The organism is Nocardia carnea (genome assembly GCF_029868855.1).
GTDB lineage: Bacteria > Actinomycetota > Actinomycetes > Mycobacteriales > Mycobacteriaceae > Nocardia > Nocardia carnea_A.
The window spans coordinates 1-15,911 of record NZ_JARWOV010000267.1; the positions used below are offsets into that span (position 1 = coordinate 1).

The window sequence follows — 15,911 nt, forward strand, 5'->3', positions numbered from 1 at the left end:
CGCCCCCCGGCGCTGCGCTCCACCACAAAACTAAACACCTCGCCCCGGGCGCCGGCCGTTGGCTTCACTCCACTACACTCAATGCGCGCCGGGCGCGCGCTTCGCCCGGCCCCCCCCCCACGCCGGCTGATCACGGCATCGAGTGGAACGGTGCGGTGAGCTGTGCGGACAGCGGTCCCGGTTCGTCCCGAGTGGCCGGCCGGCGAGGCTCAACACCTGCCATACAGCGAGGAGAAACCCGCTGTTCGCTTACGGCCCTCAGCGGCGTCCGCTCACCTGGTCTCCGGGAGACCGAGCAGGGCGCTCAGCGCGGCGGCGCCTTCCAACAGGGCAGCGGAACGCGAGTCGATCCGGGCATCGCGCGCCGTCAGCACCGCCGCGAGATCGTCCCAGTGGCGCCGCCCGCGGAGCTCGGGGACCAGTTTCCGCAGAGGTTCGATTCCGTAGCCGGCCAGGCGGAGCTGGTGCACCAGCCGCGCGGCCCGTACGTCGTCGGGTGTGTAGACGCGGGCTTCCCGGGTGCCGGAGCGGCGCGGCACCACCAAACCAGCGGCGTCCCAGTGCCGCAGCGTCGAAGGGCGCACCCCCAGCGCACGGGCGAGTTCGGAAATACTCATGGCGTCGGCGGGGCGGATATCGGTGAGCGGTTCGTCCGCGATGGCCCGGGCCGCCGTACGCGCAGCGTCCAGGTCCCGGCGTTCGCGGTCGAGCCGGGCGTGCGCGGTATCGAGCAGCGCGAACACCCGCGGGCGATCTCGGTTGTGCACCGCGCGCAGGATCGTTTTCGCCGTCGCAGGATCGGTGCCGGCGGCCAGGGCGCGATACGCGTGGGCCGACCGGACATGGACATCGCTGTACACCCGGTACCCGGTGGCCGTCCGGGTCGCCGGGGGCAGCGCACCGTCACGCTCCAGGTTGCGCACCTGTTGAACGGAGTACCCGGTGCGGCGTGCGACCTCCGCGGTCCGCAAACCTACCGAGTTGCGAGTTTGCACGTCACCACCTGTCGATATTCAGAGAAAGTCTCCACAAGCACTTCAATGTAACGCTTGAGCTCATGACCATCGATGAAATCACCGGATACCTCACCGCGCTCGGCGGCGTCCTGACGCTACGGCCGGCCCCCGGTGACGGCTCCCCCGAACTCGCCTGGGGCGATACGTTCTTCTACTACGCACCGGACGGCGAGGTCCCGGCCCGGACTCAGCCGTTCGCCACCATCGTGACCAAGAACTATCCGGACGACGACCGATCGCGGCTCGACCGCCCGGGCAGCTTTCGCCTGAATATCGCCGCCGGCCCGGAAGCCTTTCGCGAGTGGACAGGCCACCACCCCCGGGACGCGAAATCCGTCGACGACGACCCGAGTGCGCGCGACACTGTGATCGCCCACCCCGTGTACGGGAGTGCGGGCTGGCTGGCGATCGTCGAACCCGGCCCGCGCACCACACAGGCGGCCCGGGACCTGCTCCGGATCGCGTACGACCGTGCTCGCTCGCGCGCGGAGAAGAGCCGGTAGGAACCCGCGGCGGGCCACTGGTCTCCGCGCCGGAATACCTTCGACCGGCGGCACATCCGGCCGCAGGGCAAACCCGTACCGCGGCCGGACGAGATGTTTCCCGGACCGAGGGCGGCCGGCGCATTCGCACCGGCCGCCGTCCGGGGCCGGCCGTGGCGCGGCAAACGACCGGAGCCGGGGCTGCCCCAAACCGTCGAAATCGCAGAGCCTGCACCGGAAATCCCACGAATCTCAGCCTGCGGCGGCCATGGGAAGGCCGCGAAACCGCCGACCCCCCAGGCGGAACCCGGCCGGTTCACGCATTCACTCCACCGTCCACCGTGACGAAGGAACCGGTGATGCTGCGCCCGGCCGGACCGGCCAGGAACGCGACCGTGGCGGCGATATCTTCCGCGGCTCCGTACCGCCCGAGCGCGATGCGCCCGATTTGGTCCGCCGCATGCGCGCCGGTCGCCGGGTTCATATCGGTGTCGGTGGGGCCGGGTTGTACGAGGTTGACCGTGATACCGCGGGGGCCGAGTTCTCGGGCGAGGGCCTTCGTATAACCGTTCAGCGCCGACTTGCTCATGTTGTAGAGGCTCAACCCACCGAAAGGAGCGTGGTCGGTGAGATTGCTGCCGATGCTGATGATCCGCCCGTCCTCGCCCATATGGTCCAGTGCGGCCTGGCCGGCTACGAATGCGGCGCGTGCGTGCACGTTCAGGGCCCGGTCCACCTCCTCGAGCGTGAACTCGCGGTAGGGCTTGCTGGGGAAGATACCCGCGTTGTTGACGAGGATGTCCAGTCCACCCAGTTCGGCGGCGGCCCGATGGACCGCGGCGACCACGGCGGCGGCATCGGCGCTGTCGGCGGGAACTGCGATCGCACGCCGCCCCAGCGATTCGATCTCCGCGACCACGGCCCCGGCCCGGTCCCGCGTATGCCGATAGGTAACCGCCACGTCCGCGCCCTCGGCCGCCAAGCGCCGCGCGATGGCGGCACCGATTCCACGGCTACCTCCGGTCACCAGCGCTACCGAGCCAGTCAGATCCGGCATTTCGTCTCCTATTTTTGTGTTGATCGATACATAAATAGGAAAGCCGACGGTGACACCCTTCGTCAAGAGGTATATTTAACGACCGATACAGAAAGGACGGACATGGCCGACCGCGGACGCCCACGGGCCTTCGACCGCGACCTCGCGTTGCGCCGCGCCATGGAGGTCTTCTGGGAGCACGGATACGAAGGCACGTCCATCACCGATCTCACCGCCGCCATGGGGATAAACTCCCCCAGCCTGTACGCGGCATTCGGCGGCAAAGAAGCGCTCTTCCGGGAGGCGGTCGAACTCTACGGACGCCTCGAGGGCAGCTACACCGGCCGCGCGCTGAGCGACCAACCCACGGCCCGCACCGCGATCGAAACGATGCTGCGCGACAACATCCGCGCGTACACCGCCGCGGACCAGCCACACGGTTGCATGGTCGTCCTCGCCGGGTCGACGTACACAATGCGCACGGAGAGCGTCCGCGACCTCCTCGCGGACAAACGCCGCGAAACCCACACCCGGGTGCACGCCCGGCTCGACCGCGGCGTCGCCGAGGGTGACCTGCCGGCCGACACCGATACCGCGGAACTCGCCGAGTTCTACACGACGATCCTCTACGGACTGTCCATCCGCGCCCGCGACGGCGCCGGCCACGACGAACTCACCCGGGCCGTCGACCGCGCCATGACCGCGTGGCCGACCCACTGACCGGCGGGATACGGCACCAGCGGGTCACATACGACGTAGGGCGGAAATACGTTCGCTCAATTGGTCCGCTGTAGCGAGGGCCGTGGGCGGGCCGCCGCACTGGCGGCGCAGTTCGCCGTGGATGACCCCGTGTGGTTTACCCGTGCGGTGGTGGTGCATGGCGACCAGGCTGTTCAGCTCGCGGCGGAGTTCCCCCAGTTTGTCGGCGGTCGCCACTCGCTCGGCGGCGTTGCCGGCGGGGACGGAGGACGGTGCGGTGGGCGCCGGTTCGGGCTTGGAGCGTTCGGCGACCTGGCGCGCCTGGCGTTCCCGCAGGAGAGCTCGCATCTGCTCGGCATCGAGCAGGCCCGGAATGCCCAGATAATCCGCTTCCTCGGCGCTACCGGAGAACGTTGCGGTACCGAACGAGGACCCGTCGTAGATCACCTGGTCGAGTTCGGCGTCGGCAGCCAGCGGTACGAACCGTTTCTCTTCCTCACCCGGTTCGTCCCGCTGTTTGTTCGCCTCGGTCAGCAGCTCGTCGTCGAGACCGTCCTTCTCGCGGTGCGGTTTACCGATCACATGGTCGCGCTGCAGTTCGAGCTGCGCGGCCAGGTCGAGCAGAACAGGGACCGAGGGCAGGAACACACTGGCCGTCTCGCCCCGCCGCCGGGCACGCACGAAGCGGCCGATGGCCTGTGCGAAGTACAGCGGGGTGGAGGCGCTGGTGGCATAAACCCCGACCGCCAGCCGCGGAACGTCCACACCTTCGGACACCATGCGCACCGCGACCATCCACGGCTGGTTGCCGGCGGCGAATTCACCGATCCGGGCCGAGGACGTCGGATCGTCGGACAGCACCAGCACGGGCTTGTTTCCCGTGAGATGTTCCAGGAGTTCGGCATACAACCGGGCGCGTTCCTGGTCGGAGGCGATCACCAGCCCGCCGGCGTCGGACATACCGCCTTCGCGAAGCTGCGCGAGCCGCATATCCGCGGCGCGCAGTACGGCGTAGATCCAGTCGCCCGCGGGGTCGAGCGCGGTACGCCAGGCCCGGGCGGTCTGCTCGGCGTTCAGTGGTTCACCGAGCCGGGCCGTGTACTCCTCACCCGCACTGTCCCGCCAGTGCGCCTCACCCGAATACGCGAGGAAGACGACCGGGCGCACGACACCGTCGGCCAGCGCCTCGGCATAGCCGTAGGAATGATCCGCCCGCGACCGCGGCAGCCCGGCCTCGTCGGGTTCGTAGGTGACGAACGGGATCTGGCTGTCGTCGCTGCGGAACGGGGTACCGGTGAGTGCCAGCCGCCGAGTGGCGTCGCCGAATGCCTCGGCCACCGCGTCACCCCAGCTCTTGGCGTCACCGGCGTGATGGATCTCGTCCAGGATCACCAGAGTGCGACGGTTCTCCGTCCGCACCCGATGCTTGAACGGATGCGCCGCCACCTGGGCGTAGGTGACGACCACGCCGTGATAGTCACCCGAAGTGCCACCGGTCGTATTGGAGAAGTTCGAATCCAGCGCGATGCCCGACCGCGCCGCCGAGGCAGCCCACTGGTGTTTCAGATGCTCGGTGGGCGCGACCACGGTGATCTGATCCACCGTTCGATCGGCCAGCAGTTCGGCGGCCACCCGCAGCGCGAACGTGGTCTTACCGGCGCCCGGGGTGGCGACGGCAAGGAAATCACGGGGTTTGGTGGCCAGATAACGGGTCAGGGCGCGCCGCTGCCAGGCGCGCAGGGATGCGCCCGGAACTTCCGTCGCCGTGGCGCCGCTCGCATCGGTCACGGAGACAAACACTAGCGGCCGCCGCCACGATGGTGCCAAACCGGCGCGGCCGCCGCGACCGGTGTCACATACGTCGGTGACGCCGCGCCGGGTAACCGGTGATTCACCTGCCGACCGCCGACACGTCCGCCGTGCGCCACACCACGGGGTGTACGGGTAGGAGATGCTGGACTGATCATGCACAGCTACGGAAACGAACCCGGGAGCCCGCGCCGGGATACCTCGTGGCTGCGGCATGCCCTGGTCCAGACCCGGCGGCTGGTCGTCCGGGTCGCGGTGAAGTCCTGGAACGATTCGATCTTCGCCAAATCCGCCGCCGCGGCGTTCTGGCAGACGTTGTCGCTGGTACCGCTGCTGTTCGGATTATTGGGCGGTCTGGGGTACGTCAGTGGCCTGTTCGGGCCCGACACCGTCGAGATCGTCGAATCGAAAATTCTGACCTTCAGCCGTGATCTCTTCAACCCCAGCGTTGTCACCGATCTCATCGAACCGACCGTCCGCGATGTCCTCGGCCAGGGCCGCGCGGCCTTCGTTTCGGTGGGCTTCGTGCTTTCGCTCTGGGCGGGCTCGTCGGCCATGGCGACCTTTGTCGACGCAATCGTCGAAGCACACGGCCAGCAGGACGCGCGCCACCCGGTCTGGCAGCGGATCTTCGCTCTGCTGCTGTACGTGCAGTTCCTGGTCGCGGCGGTGTTCATCCTGCCGCTCATCGCGCTGGGACCGGTACTGATCGGCCGGATCCTGCCCGATGCGTGGCGCGAACCCGGGCTGCGGCTGATCGATTCCTTCTACTACCCCGCGGTGGGATTACTGCTCATCGTCGGCCTGGCCACGCTCTACAAATTCGCCCTGCACAGTTCACTGCCGTACCACCGGCTGTTCTGGGGCGCGCTGCTCGCGGGAGTGTTCTTCATGGCGGCCAGCGATGTGCTGCGCCGATACCTGGCGCTGGTCACCCGCACCGGAGTCACCTACGGCGCACTGGCCACCCCGATCGCGTTCCTGCTGTTCACGTTCTTCCTCGGTTTCGCGGTGATCCTCGGCGCCGAGTTCAATGCCGCCGTACAAGAGTTCTGGCCGGCGCGGGCAACCCGGATCGAACAGTTCAGGGCCTGGCTGGCCAAACGCCGCGATACACCACCGGGCGAGGACCGGGAGCCGCCCGAACCGGGTGCGCACCGGATCCCGCCGCATCGCCGCGGGCACGCCGGCGCACGGGACAGCGGCACCGGTGGCACACCGGCGTCGTCGACCCTGCGCTGAAAGAGCGCTCAGTCGCCCTTACGCAGCTGCTCGTAGACCTTCTTGCACTCCGGGCACACGGGCGAGCCGGGCTTCGGCGAGCGCGTCACCGGGAACACTTCACCGCACAGCGCCACCACCATCGTGCCCATCACGGCACTCTCGGCGATCCGGTCCTTCTTCACATAGTGGAAGAACTTCGGGGTGTCGTCACCGGTGGTTTCGTCGGTGGTCGTATCGGGGCGAACCAGAGTATCGGTACTCACGCACTCCATGATGCCGTACCGCACCGCCGTCCTCACGCACCGCCGGGTACCCACCGGGGTTACGCCCACGCCGCGGTAGTGCAAGACTCGAAGGTATGCAGCAGCACGGCGAAGACTCCGGGCGCGGCCCGGAGCACATCGACGCCGGTGCGAGCGGTCTCGGTGAAGACATCGGCGCACCGCGGCCGGCCCGTCCCCCCCGTTCGTCCGGATACTTTCCCGGTGACGACGCGAAACACGCGGCACTGATCACCGAGGCGGCACCTTCCTTCCAGGACCAGCATCGCGCCCGGGTACGCCGCTACACGATCATCATGGCGTTCCGGATTCCCGCGCTGATCCTGGCCGGTATCTCCTACTCCGTCTTCGGGAACGCCCTGATCGCGATTCTGATCATGGCGGCATCTGTACCTCTGCCATGGGTCGCGGTACTCATCGCCAACGATCGCCCACCCCGGGACAAGAACGAACCCAGCCGCTGGGACCGCCCGCGCACCGCGCTCGAAGAACGCCGCCACGACGCGATCGACGGATAACAGCTATCGGCGCCGGGCGCCGGTGGCACCGCACGCGAGTGGCAGAGTACGCCTGTGCCCATACACGGATCGACCGCCGCCTCGCCCCTCACCGCACTGTGCCCGGACCTGCGCGCGGCCCTGACTCGCGTGGGCTACGAGGCCGACACGCTCCTGGAGGTTCTGGGCCCCGAGGTGCACAGCGCCCTGGGACGTGGTGAACCGGTCCCCGTGCGGCGCGCCGCCCGTACCGCGGGCGAATTGGGCACGCTGGTGCGGCTGCTGCTCCTCGGCGATGCGGTCCCCGAGGGGGAGGTTGCGGCGGCACTGGCACCGGTCGCGGTGGCCGACGCCGTCGCGGCCGGACTCCTGTCCACCGAGGGCGACCTCGTGCGCGCGGCCCTCGACCTGCGCCCGATCGATACCGGCGCGGGTAATCGCTGGGTGCTGTCCGATCTCGACGATTCGATGCACCGCCGGACACTGACCGAGGACCATGTACTCGGTGTCGGCCATGCATCGCTGTCGTTGTTGCGGGCGACCCCGGCGGCCCCTGTCGGTTCGGTGCTGGATCTCGGCACCGGCTGCGGTGTCCAGGCAGTGCATGCCGCCGGCTACGCCCGTTCCGTGACCGCCACCGATATCAATACGCGCGCCCTGCGGCTGGCCGAGGCCACCGCCGCACTGAACGAGCTCGATATCGAACTGCTCCCCGGATCGTGGTTCGAGCCGGTCGCCGGACGCCGATTCGATCAGGTGGTCGCCAATCCACCGTTCGTCGTCGGTCCCGCCCGGGTCGAGCACACCTACCGGGATTCCGGGCTCGCCCTCGACGGGGCGAGCGAACTGGTGATCTCCCGCCTTCCGGATCTGCTCGCGCCCGGCGGGACGGCGGCTGTACTGGCTGCCTGGGTCCACACCGAGGACGAGGACTGGCGGCAGCGCGTTTCGGGTTGGTTGCCCGCATACGGCATCGACGCATGGGTCGTACAGCGCGATATCGCCGATCCGGCGCTGTACGTCGGCACCTGGCTGCGCGACGCCGGTCTGGACCCGCGCAGCCCGGCGGCCCAGGAGCGGGCCGAGGAGTGGCTGGCCGCCCTGGAGAGAGCGGAGGTCACCGGAATCGGCTTCGGGTTCGTCTACCTGCGTGCCTTCGACGGCCCCACCGAGGTCCTGGCCGAGGACCTGACCCACGGCTTCGAGGACCCGCTCGGCGCGGAGGCGCTCGCCCATTTCGAACGGTCGGCCTGGTTGCGGGCGGTGGCCGCCGACCCGGCGACCGCCTGGAACTGCCGCTACCGGGTCGATCCGGCCACCGCGCTGGAACGGGTCTACCTGCCCGGCGAGGACGGCTGGAATCAGCGGGTGGCACGCCTGCACCGCGGAGACGGGCCCCGCTGGCAGCACGAGGTCGACGAGACCACCGTCTCCCTGCTGGCGGGAATGCGATCCGACGGCCTGCCGTTGTATGAACTGATCGAACTGCTGGCACTGTCCCAGGGATCCGACGAGGTGGACCCGGAATTCGCCACGGCGGCGCTGGGGGTGGTCACCGGCTTGGTGCGGCACGGACTGGTGCACCCGGTCTAGACGTTCACCTCCGCGGTGGCTGTTCTTCGCGTCCCGGCCCGTTCCGTTCTCAGGAACTTCTCAGAACGTAACCCTGAAAACCGCAGTTCAGAGCGGTTTATCCGCGCCCGGCGAGGGAACTTTCCCTATGTCGGGTCCGTTGTTCGGAGTGAGACACCACCGACAGGAGGCAAGTCATGACAAGCCCCGCCACCACTCGTGTGCGCCCCAGTGATACGGACCTCGACGCCCAGAGCCCTGCCGCCGACCTGGTACGCGTGTACCTGAACGGGATCGGACGGACCGCGCTGCTCACCGCCGCCGACGAAGTGGAACTGGCCAAGCGCATCGAGGCGGGTCTCTATGCCCAGCACCTGCTGGAGACCGGCAAGCGTTTGTCGGCGACCCGCAAGCGTGATCTGGCGATCGTCGTCCGGGAGGGCCAAGCCGCACGGTCGCACCTGCTGGAAGCCAATCTGAGGCTGGTCGTCTCGCTCGCGAAGCGGTACACGGGTCGCGGGATGCCCCTACTGGACCTGATCCAGGAGGGCAACCTCGGCCTGATCCGCGCGATGGAGAAATTCGACTACGCCAAAGGCTTCAAGTTCTCCACCTACGCCACCTGGTGGATCCGCCAGGCCATCACCCGCGGTATGGCCGATCAGAGCCGCACCATCCGGCTTCCGGTCCATCTCGTGGAGCAGGTCAACAAGCTCGCCCGGATCAAGCGTGAACTGCATCAACAGCTCGGCCGGGAAGCCACCGATGCGGAACTGGCTGCCGAATCGGGTATCGCGGTGGAGAAGATCGCCGATCTTCTCGACCACAGCCGCGACCCGGTGAGCCTGGATATGCCGGTCGGTAACGACGAAGAAGCCCCGCTGGGCGATTTCATCGAGGATTCCGAGGCGACATCGGCCGAAAGCGCCGTGATCGCCGGCCTGCTGCACCACGATGTCCGCAGCGTGCTGAACACCCTCGACGAACGCGAACAGCAGGTTATCCGGTTGCGTTTCGGCCTGGACGACGGGCAGCCGCGCACCCTCGATCAGATCGGCAAACTGTTCGGTCTGTCCCGGGAGCGGGTCCGCCAGATCGAGCGCGAGGTCATGTCGAAGCTCCGCAAGGGCGAACGAGCCGACCGGCTGCGTGCCTACGCCAGCTGACCGTCGACAACCCCACACGAATCCACGATGACCGGCCTCCTCGGCCGGTCATCGGCGACTTCTGGGACGATCGGTCGCCTCCGGATCGGGTCGTGGGGAACACATGCCACGCCCGCGCTGCACACCAGCTTCTCGCCAACCGGGCCCGCCCGCTCTCGCACAACCCCGCGGCGCTGAGCAGCCGCGCAGGACCGGCCGCTCAGCGAGGTATCCGCGGATTTCGCGCCGGCCGCCGACTTCGAGCCGGAGCGACCGAGGCACCGGTTGTCACCGTGCGACCCGACCACGCGGAAATCCGGGATGTGAATCTGCTTCAGCCGAGGCGTCGCGGGCCGGTATCGAAACGACTCGGCTGCGGTCCGATCCGGGCACGGGCATACAGGATCGCGGCCGATTCCGGGCTGGCAAGTACCGGCTCGCAGGACAGTTCCCGCATTTCGGGGAGGTCGTCGAACAGGGCCGATATCCGCCGGGTCAGGTCGATCAAGGCGGCCTTGTCGACCCGCGGGCTGGCCGGTGTGCCGTTCAGCAGCGGCGCGGCCCGCGGGGCGTCGATCAAGGCGGCGGCCTCGTCCGCGGAGAGTGGTAGCGCGCGATAGGCCCGGTCACCCAGCAACTCGATAATCGGTCCCGACAGACCGAATTCGATAACCGAACCGAACGCTGGATCGTCCTGCACCCGCAGCACGCAACCGACGCCCTTGGGCGCCATCCGCTGAATATGCAGGAGCGGATCGCCGCACAAGTCCACGAGATCACGGTAGGCCTGGCGTACCGCTTCGGGCCGCCACAGGTCCAAGCGCACCCAGCTCATATCGGGCCGCCGCCGCCAGCTCTCGTTGGTCGCCTTCGCAGCCACCGGATAGCCGAGTTCTTCGGCTGCGGCCACCGCCGATTCGACATCACGGACCGCACGGAAATCGACGACCGAAATTCCATAGCAGGCAAGTAGCGCAACCGTCTCGTCGTCGGCCAGCCTGCGGCCGCCACCCGAATCACGCATCCATCCGGCCATCAATGCGACCGCGCGTTCGCTGTCGATCCCGGCCGGACGGGCCGAATCGGTATCGGGCCGGGTGGTGGTCGCCGGGTCCGGCCCGACGGGTCGATCGCGCCAACGGGCGTAGCGCTGTACCCGCGCCAGTGCCCGCACGGCACGCGCCGGGTCCGGGAAGGACGGGATGGAACCGCGGATCGCTGCGGCTCCCGCCCCACGCACCGCAAGTAGATCCGGGATACCGTCCCCGCTGGCGAAGGTGGTGAGTACCGGCTTGTCGCCGGATACGGTGGCCACGGCGGTACGGATCGCTTCCGCATACCCGTTCTGCGGCAACGGGATCGGCGGCGCGAAAATGACGATCACCGCGTCGGTATCGTCCGCGCGCAGGGCCGCGGTCACGGCGGTGAGGTAATCGTCGGGCGTTGCCTGCGGTCCGAGATCCACCGGTTCCGCGGCGCTGAGCCCCTCGCTGCGGGCGGCGTCGGCGGTGAGCCAGTTGAGAGCCGTACTGTTTCCCACGATCGCCGGACGAGGACCGCGAGGTAGCGGCTGGTAACCCAGCAGCGCCGCGCAGTCGAACATCTCCGAGATCGATTCCGCCTGAACGACACCGGACTGGGCGAACAGATCGCGGACGATAGCGCGATCCAGTTCCCCGCCCGAATCCCCGCGCGCCGCCAGCCGGCTCGGGCTCACCGCCACGATCGGTTTGTTCCGTGCGACCCGGCGCGCGATCCGGGAGAACTTCCGCGGGTTACCGAAACTCTCCAGGTACAGCAGGATCACATCGGTGTCGGCATCGGTATCCCAGTACTGCAGTAGGTCGTTACCGGAGACATCGGCGCGGTTACCAGCGGATACGAAGGTGGACAAGCCCAGATTCCGGGTGGCCGCCTCGGCCAGGATCGCCACGCCCAAAGGCCCCGACTGACAGAAGAACCCGATTCGCCCGCGGCCGGGCAGCACCGTGGCCAGGGTCGCATTGAGCCCGACGGCCGGATCGGTATTGGCGATACCGAGGGCGCTCGGCCCCACGACTCGCATGCCGTGGCCGCGGGCGGCCGCGACCAGTTCCGCTTCGGCAGCGCGACCCTGTTCCCCGGTTTCACTGAAGCCCGCCGACAACACCAGCAGACCCTTGACCCCCTTGGCCATACAGTCGTCGAGTACCGAACCGATCTCGGCGGCCGGCACCGCCACCACCGCCAGATCGACCTCTTCGGGGATATCACGCACCGTGGGATAGGCGTGCACTCCCCGGACCGAACGGCGCCCGGGATTCACCGGATACACCGCACCGTGGTACGAGCCGTCGAGCAGATTCGCCAAGACCACCCCACCGACCCGTCCGGTACTGGGGGTGGCACCGATGATCGCCACCGAGCGCGGCGCGAGCAGATTGCCGACGCTGCGGGCCTCCGAGGCCCGCTCGCGCGCATCCCGGACCGAACGTAACGCCTCGGTGGGATCGATGGCGAACTCGAGGTGCAGCACCGACCCGTCGCGGCTGCGTTCGACCTGGTAACCCGCCTCCCGGAATACCGTGACCATCACCGTGTTCTCCGCCAGTACCTCCGCGACGAAGGTTTCGATCCCGTTCTCCGCCGCCGCGCCCGCCAGATGCTCGAGCAGGATCGAACCGAGGCCGCGGCCCTGGTGACCGTCCGCCACGACGAAAGCGACCTCCGCGGAGCGCTTGCCCGATCGGTCGAGCAGTTCGTACCGGCCCACGGCGATGATCGAATCCCCGAGCACGACGACCAGACCGACCCGATCGCGATAGTCGACATGCGTGGTGCGGTACAGATCCTTCGGTGAGATCCGCGGGTAGGGCCCGAAGTAGCGCAGATACCGGGTGCGTTCGGAGAGCGCGGTGTGGAATCGCTGTAGTTCGTCGGCGTCCGCGGGGGTGATCGGGCGCAACCGCACCACACCTCCGTCGGAGGCCAGGACATCGGCGTGCCAGTGCTGCGGTGCCGGGGCCGGGTCGTCGGGTACAGTTTCGGCCGGTTCAGTCACGCGGGTCCTCCGGGTCCAGGCCGAGCGGGCCGAAGCACGCACGGCGGGTGGCGAGGACGGCGGTATCGACCGCGCGCTGCGCGCGGTCGATCCGGGCGTCCCCGGTTTCCGCGGTCCCCCCCGGGCCGTCCCAGCGCTGGAACGCGATATCCACACCGTCGCCCATCGTGCGGGGCGGCGATATCCGCGGCCTTTCGGTTTGCACGAGATCGATCCAATCCTGCGGTATTGCGGTCGCCGGGTCCACCGGGCGGTCCAGGGCGAGGGCGAGAAGATGGGTCCAGGCGCGCGGCACCACCCGGACCAGGCCGTACCCGCCACCCCCGACCGCCAGCCATCGCCCCTCGGCGTACCGGTCGGCCAGATCACGCATGGCGGCGAAGGCGGCCGTCTGGCCCTCGACACCGAGTTCGAGATCGGCCAGCGGATCCTCCCGGTGGGTGTCGACACCGCATTGACTGATGATCAGCTGCGGCCGGAACGCCGCGACCGCGCCGGGTACGACCGCATGGAACGCGCGCAACCATTGCGGGTCCCGGGTACCCGGTAGCAGCGGCAGGTTGATCGCGGTGCCGTCACCCGAACCGCTACCCGTCTCCTCCGGCCAGCCCGTGTTCGGCCACAACGTCGCGGGGTGCTGGTGGATCGAGAGTGTGAGTACGCGCGGATCCCGGTAGAACGCGTGCTGTACGCCGTCCCCGTGGTGGACGTCCACGTCGATGTAGGCGATCCGGTCGAAACCGTGGTCGAGCAGCCACGAGATGGCCACCGCGACGTCGTTGTACACACAGAAGCCGGCCGCACGCCCCGGCATGGCATGGTGCATCCCGCCGCCGATGCTCACCGCCCGCCGGGTGGATCCCGCCGCGATCTCCCGAGCCGCGGCCAGTGTGCCGCCCACGATCACCGACGAGGCCTCGTGCATCCGGGGGAAGACCGGGTTGTCGGACGAGCCGAGGCCGTAGGGCGGGTCCACCTGTTCCTCGCCGGGCACCGCCCGGCGTACCGCCTCGATGTAGTCCCCGGTGTGTACGCGAAGCAACTCACCGGTATCGGCCGCGGCCGGCTCCAGCGTTTCGATACCGTCCAGCACGCCGAGCGCGCGCGCCAGTGCCATGGTGTACCGCAGCCGGGCCGGTTTCATCGGGTGGTCGGGGGTCCACGAGTACTCGAGAAACCGGTCGCTCCACACGACTGTCGCCGCATGCGGGTCGCCGCATTCTGCCTGCGGTGCTGAAGTGGCCATGATCGCAACCGTATCGGGAAGGGCGGAACCCCATCCGACGTTGTCATGCAGTAGAAATACATGTATGTGCGACAGCGGCGCCGAACCGCGCGCCGCCGGTATTCCCATCGCGTCACGCGACCCGCTCCGTCCGACCGGGGTCGCTGGTGCGCAGGTAGAATTCGTGCCGACGAAGGGGCAACAGTGAAGGATCTGGTCGACACCACGGAGATGTATCTCCGTACCATCTACGACCTCGAGGAGGAGGGCGTAGTACCCCTGCGCGCCCGGATCGCGGAGCGCCTCGAGCAGAGCGGGCCGACGGTGAGTCAGACCGTGGCACGGATGGAACGCGACGGGCTGCTCTTGGTCGCGGGTGACCGGCATCTCGAGCTGACCGACAAGGGGCGCAGCATGGCGGTGGCCGTGATGCGCAAACACCGGCTGGCGGAGCGGCTGCTCGTCGATATCATCGGCCTGGACTGGCAGAACGTCCACGCCGAGGCCTGTCGCTGGGAACATGTGATGAGCGAGGACGTCGAGCGGCGGCTGGTCGAGGTGCTCAACCACCCCACCACCTCGCCCTACGGCAACCCCATCCCCGGCTTGGACGAACTCGGTATCAATGCCGCCGATCTGCACGAGGAGCCGCTGAAACGGCTTTCCGAGCTGCCGCAGGGCCGGACGCACGCCGTGGTGGTGCGGCGGCTGGCCGAACATATCCAGACCGATCCGGAGGTGATCGGCCGGTTGCGGGAGGCCGGCGTGGTGCCCGATGCCCGCGTGACGGTCGAGAGCAAACCGGGAGCCGTGGTGATCACCGTTCCGGGGCACGGGGGTTTCGAGCTTCCCGACGAAATGGCCCACGCCGTCCAGGTAAAGCTGGTCTGACCCATGGAACTCCTGGTCACCGGCGGTGCCGGTTATGTGGGTGGGGTATGCGCGCTCGTCCTGCGGGAGCAGGGACACGATGTGGTCGTCGTGGACGATCTGTCGACCGGTAATGCAGACGGAGTGCCGGCGGGTGTCGAATTCGTCGAAGGCGATGTGGCCGAGGTCGCGCCGGATCTGCTGCGCGCCCGTCGGTTCGACGGTGTTCTGCATTTCGCGGCGCAGTCGTTGGTCGGTGAATCGGTACAGCAGCCGGGAAAGTACTGGCACGGCAACGTGGTGAAAACGCTTGCGCTGCTCGAGGCCATCCGGGAGACCGGAACTCCGCGGCTGGTGTTCTCCTCGACCGCGGCGGTGTACGGCGAACCGGAGCAGGTTCCGATCACCGAGGATGCGCCCGCCCGGCCCACCAATCCCTACGGTGCGTCCAAACTGGCCATCGATCATGCGATCACGTCCTATTCGGTGGCGCACGGATTGGCCGCCACCAGTCTGCGCTATTTCAACGTGGCAGGCGCCTACGGCGGCCTGGGCGAGAACCGGGTGGTGGAAACCCATCTGATCCCGCTGGTGTTGCAGGTCGCGGCGGGCCATCGGGATTCCATCGCAGTGTTCGGTACCGATTGGCCGACACCGGACGGGACCGCGGTGCGCGACTACATCCACATCCTGGATCTGGCGCAGGCGCATCTGCTGGCCCTGGAATCCGCTACCGAAGGCACCCATCGGGTGTTCAATCTCGGTAGCGGCACCGGGTTCTCGGTGCGCGAGGTGATTTCGGCGTGCCGGCGGGTCACCGGCCATCCGATCACCGCGGTCGACGCGCCCCGACGCGCGGGCGATCCGGCGGTGCTCATCGCCTCCAGCCGCCGGGCAGTCGACGAACTCGGCTGGAAGCCCGAGCACAACGATCTCGACGAGATCGTTTCCACCGCATGGGCCTATCTGCAGAGTCTCGGCCCCCGCGCGCACAGCGCCCGCTGACTCAGGTGGA

14 protein-coding genes are annotated in these 15,911 nt (G+C 68.3%); 8 read left to right on the forward strand and 6 right to left on the reverse strand.

Going from position 1 to position 15,911, the window contains the following annotated elements:
* Nucleotides 1-272 precede the first annotated feature (272 nt).
* Nucleotides 273-995 (reverse strand): MerR family transcriptional regulator, encoded by a 723-nt coding sequence (locus QH195_RS27685; RefSeq protein WP_280437562.1) that lies wholly within the window; start codon nucleotides 993-995, stop codon nucleotides 273-275.
* 62 nt (nucleotides 996-1,057) lie between these two features.
* Between QH195_RS27685 and QH195_RS27690 the strand changes: the two genes are divergently transcribed.
* The gene (locus QH195_RS27690; protein ID WP_280437563.1) at nucleotides 1,058-1,519 is read left to right on the forward strand and encodes a DUF6194 family protein; all 462 of its coding nucleotides are present in this window, start codon (nucleotides 1,058-1,060) and stop codon (nucleotides 1,517-1,519) included.
* Nucleotides 1,520-1,814: 295 nt separating this feature from the next.
* Here QH195_RS27690 and QH195_RS27695 read toward each other — a convergent pair whose 3' ends face one another.
* Nucleotides 1,815-2,555 carry an SDR family NAD(P)-dependent oxidoreductase gene (locus QH195_RS27695; RefSeq protein WP_280420439.1) on the reverse strand — a complete coding sequence of 247 codons (741 nt, stop codon included), beginning with the start codon at nucleotides 2,553-2,555 and terminating at the stop codon, nucleotides 1,815-1,817.
* A 102-nt stretch (nucleotides 2,556-2,657) separates the two neighbouring features.
* Here QH195_RS27695 and QH195_RS27700 point away from each other — a divergent pair, with 102 nt between their 5' ends.
* On the forward strand, nucleotides 2,658-3,254 hold the full coding sequence (locus QH195_RS27700) for a TetR/AcrR family transcriptional regulator (protein WP_280420438.1): 597 nt from the start codon (nucleotides 2,658-2,660) through the stop codon (nucleotides 3,252-3,254).
* 24 nt (nucleotides 3,255-3,278) lie between these two features.
* Here the strand turns inward: QH195_RS27700 and QH195_RS27705 are convergent, their stop codons facing one another.
* Nucleotides 3,279-5,021 (reverse strand): DEAD/DEAH box helicase, encoded by a 1,743-nt coding sequence (locus QH195_RS27705; RefSeq protein ID WP_280420437.1) that lies wholly within the window; start codon nucleotides 5,019-5,021, stop codon nucleotides 3,279-3,281.
* A 177-nt stretch (nucleotides 5,022-5,198) separates the two neighbouring features.
* Between QH195_RS27705 and QH195_RS27710 the strand changes: the two genes are divergently transcribed.
* Nucleotides 5,199-6,284 carry a YihY/virulence factor BrkB family protein gene (locus QH195_RS27710; RefSeq protein ID WP_280420436.1) on the forward strand — a complete coding sequence of 362 codons (1,086 nt, stop codon included), beginning with the start codon at nucleotides 5,199-5,201 and terminating at the stop codon, nucleotides 6,282-6,284.
* Nucleotides 6,285-6,292: 8 nt separating this feature from the next.
* Here the strand turns inward: QH195_RS27710 and QH195_RS27715 are convergent, their stop codons facing one another.
* Nucleotides 6,293-6,529, reverse strand: coding sequence for a DUF3039 domain-containing protein (locus QH195_RS27715; protein WP_195054589.1), 237 nt, complete (start codon nucleotides 6,527-6,529; stop codon nucleotides 6,293-6,295).
* Between the two features lie 95 nt (nucleotides 6,530-6,624).
* On the opposite strand from QH195_RS27715, the gene QH195_RS27720 reads away from it, so the two are divergent.
* From QH195_RS27720 to QH195_RS27730, 3 genes are all read left to right on the forward strand, one after another.
* Nucleotides 6,625-7,065: a DUF3099 domain-containing protein gene (locus QH195_RS27720; protein ID WP_348536894.1), complete on the forward strand. Its 441-nt coding sequence runs from the start codon at nucleotides 6,625-6,627 to the stop codon at nucleotides 7,063-7,065.
* Nucleotides 7,066-7,119: 54 nt separating this feature from the next.
* Nucleotides 7,120-8,637, forward strand: a complete 1,518-nt coding sequence (locus QH195_RS27725; protein ID WP_280437564.1) for a DUF7059 domain-containing protein — start codon at nucleotides 7,120-7,122, stop codon at nucleotides 8,635-8,637.
* A 176-nt stretch (nucleotides 8,638-8,813) separates the two neighbouring features.
* Entirely contained in the window at nucleotides 8,814-9,782 is a 969-nt protein-coding gene (locus tag QH195_RS27730; RefSeq protein ID WP_280420434.1) for a sigma-70 family RNA polymerase sigma factor, read from the forward strand.
* Nucleotides 9,783-10,095: 313 nt separating this feature from the next.
* Here QH195_RS27730 and QH195_RS27735 read toward each other — a convergent pair whose 3' ends face one another.
* Nucleotides 10,096-12,801: a bifunctional GNAT family N-acetyltransferase/acetate--CoA ligase family protein gene (locus QH195_RS27735; RefSeq protein ID WP_280437565.1), complete on the reverse strand. Its 2,706-nt coding sequence runs from the start codon at nucleotides 12,799-12,801 to the stop codon at nucleotides 10,096-10,098.
* Complete coding sequence (locus tag QH195_RS27740; RefSeq protein WP_280420432.1) at nucleotides 12,794-14,047, reverse strand: acetoin utilization protein AcuC; 1,254 nt, start codon at nucleotides 14,045-14,047, stop codon at nucleotides 12,794-12,796. Before QH195_RS27740 ends, QH195_RS27735 begins: the two co-directional genes overlap by 8 nt.
* Before the next feature lie 183 nt (nucleotides 14,048-14,230).
* Between QH195_RS27740 and QH195_RS27745 the strand changes: the two genes are divergently transcribed.
* Nucleotides 14,231-14,917: a metal-dependent transcriptional regulator gene (locus QH195_RS27745; protein ID WP_280420431.1), complete on the forward strand. Its 687-nt coding sequence runs from the start codon at nucleotides 14,231-14,233 to the stop codon at nucleotides 14,915-14,917.
* 3 nt (nucleotides 14,918-14,920) lie between these two features.
* On the forward strand, nucleotides 14,921-15,901 hold the full coding sequence (galE, locus tag QH195_RS27750) for a UDP-glucose 4-epimerase GalE (RefSeq protein WP_280420430.1): 981 nt from the start codon (nucleotides 14,921-14,923) through the stop codon (nucleotides 15,899-15,901).
* The last annotated feature ends 10 nt before the right edge of the window (nucleotides 15,902-15,911 follow it).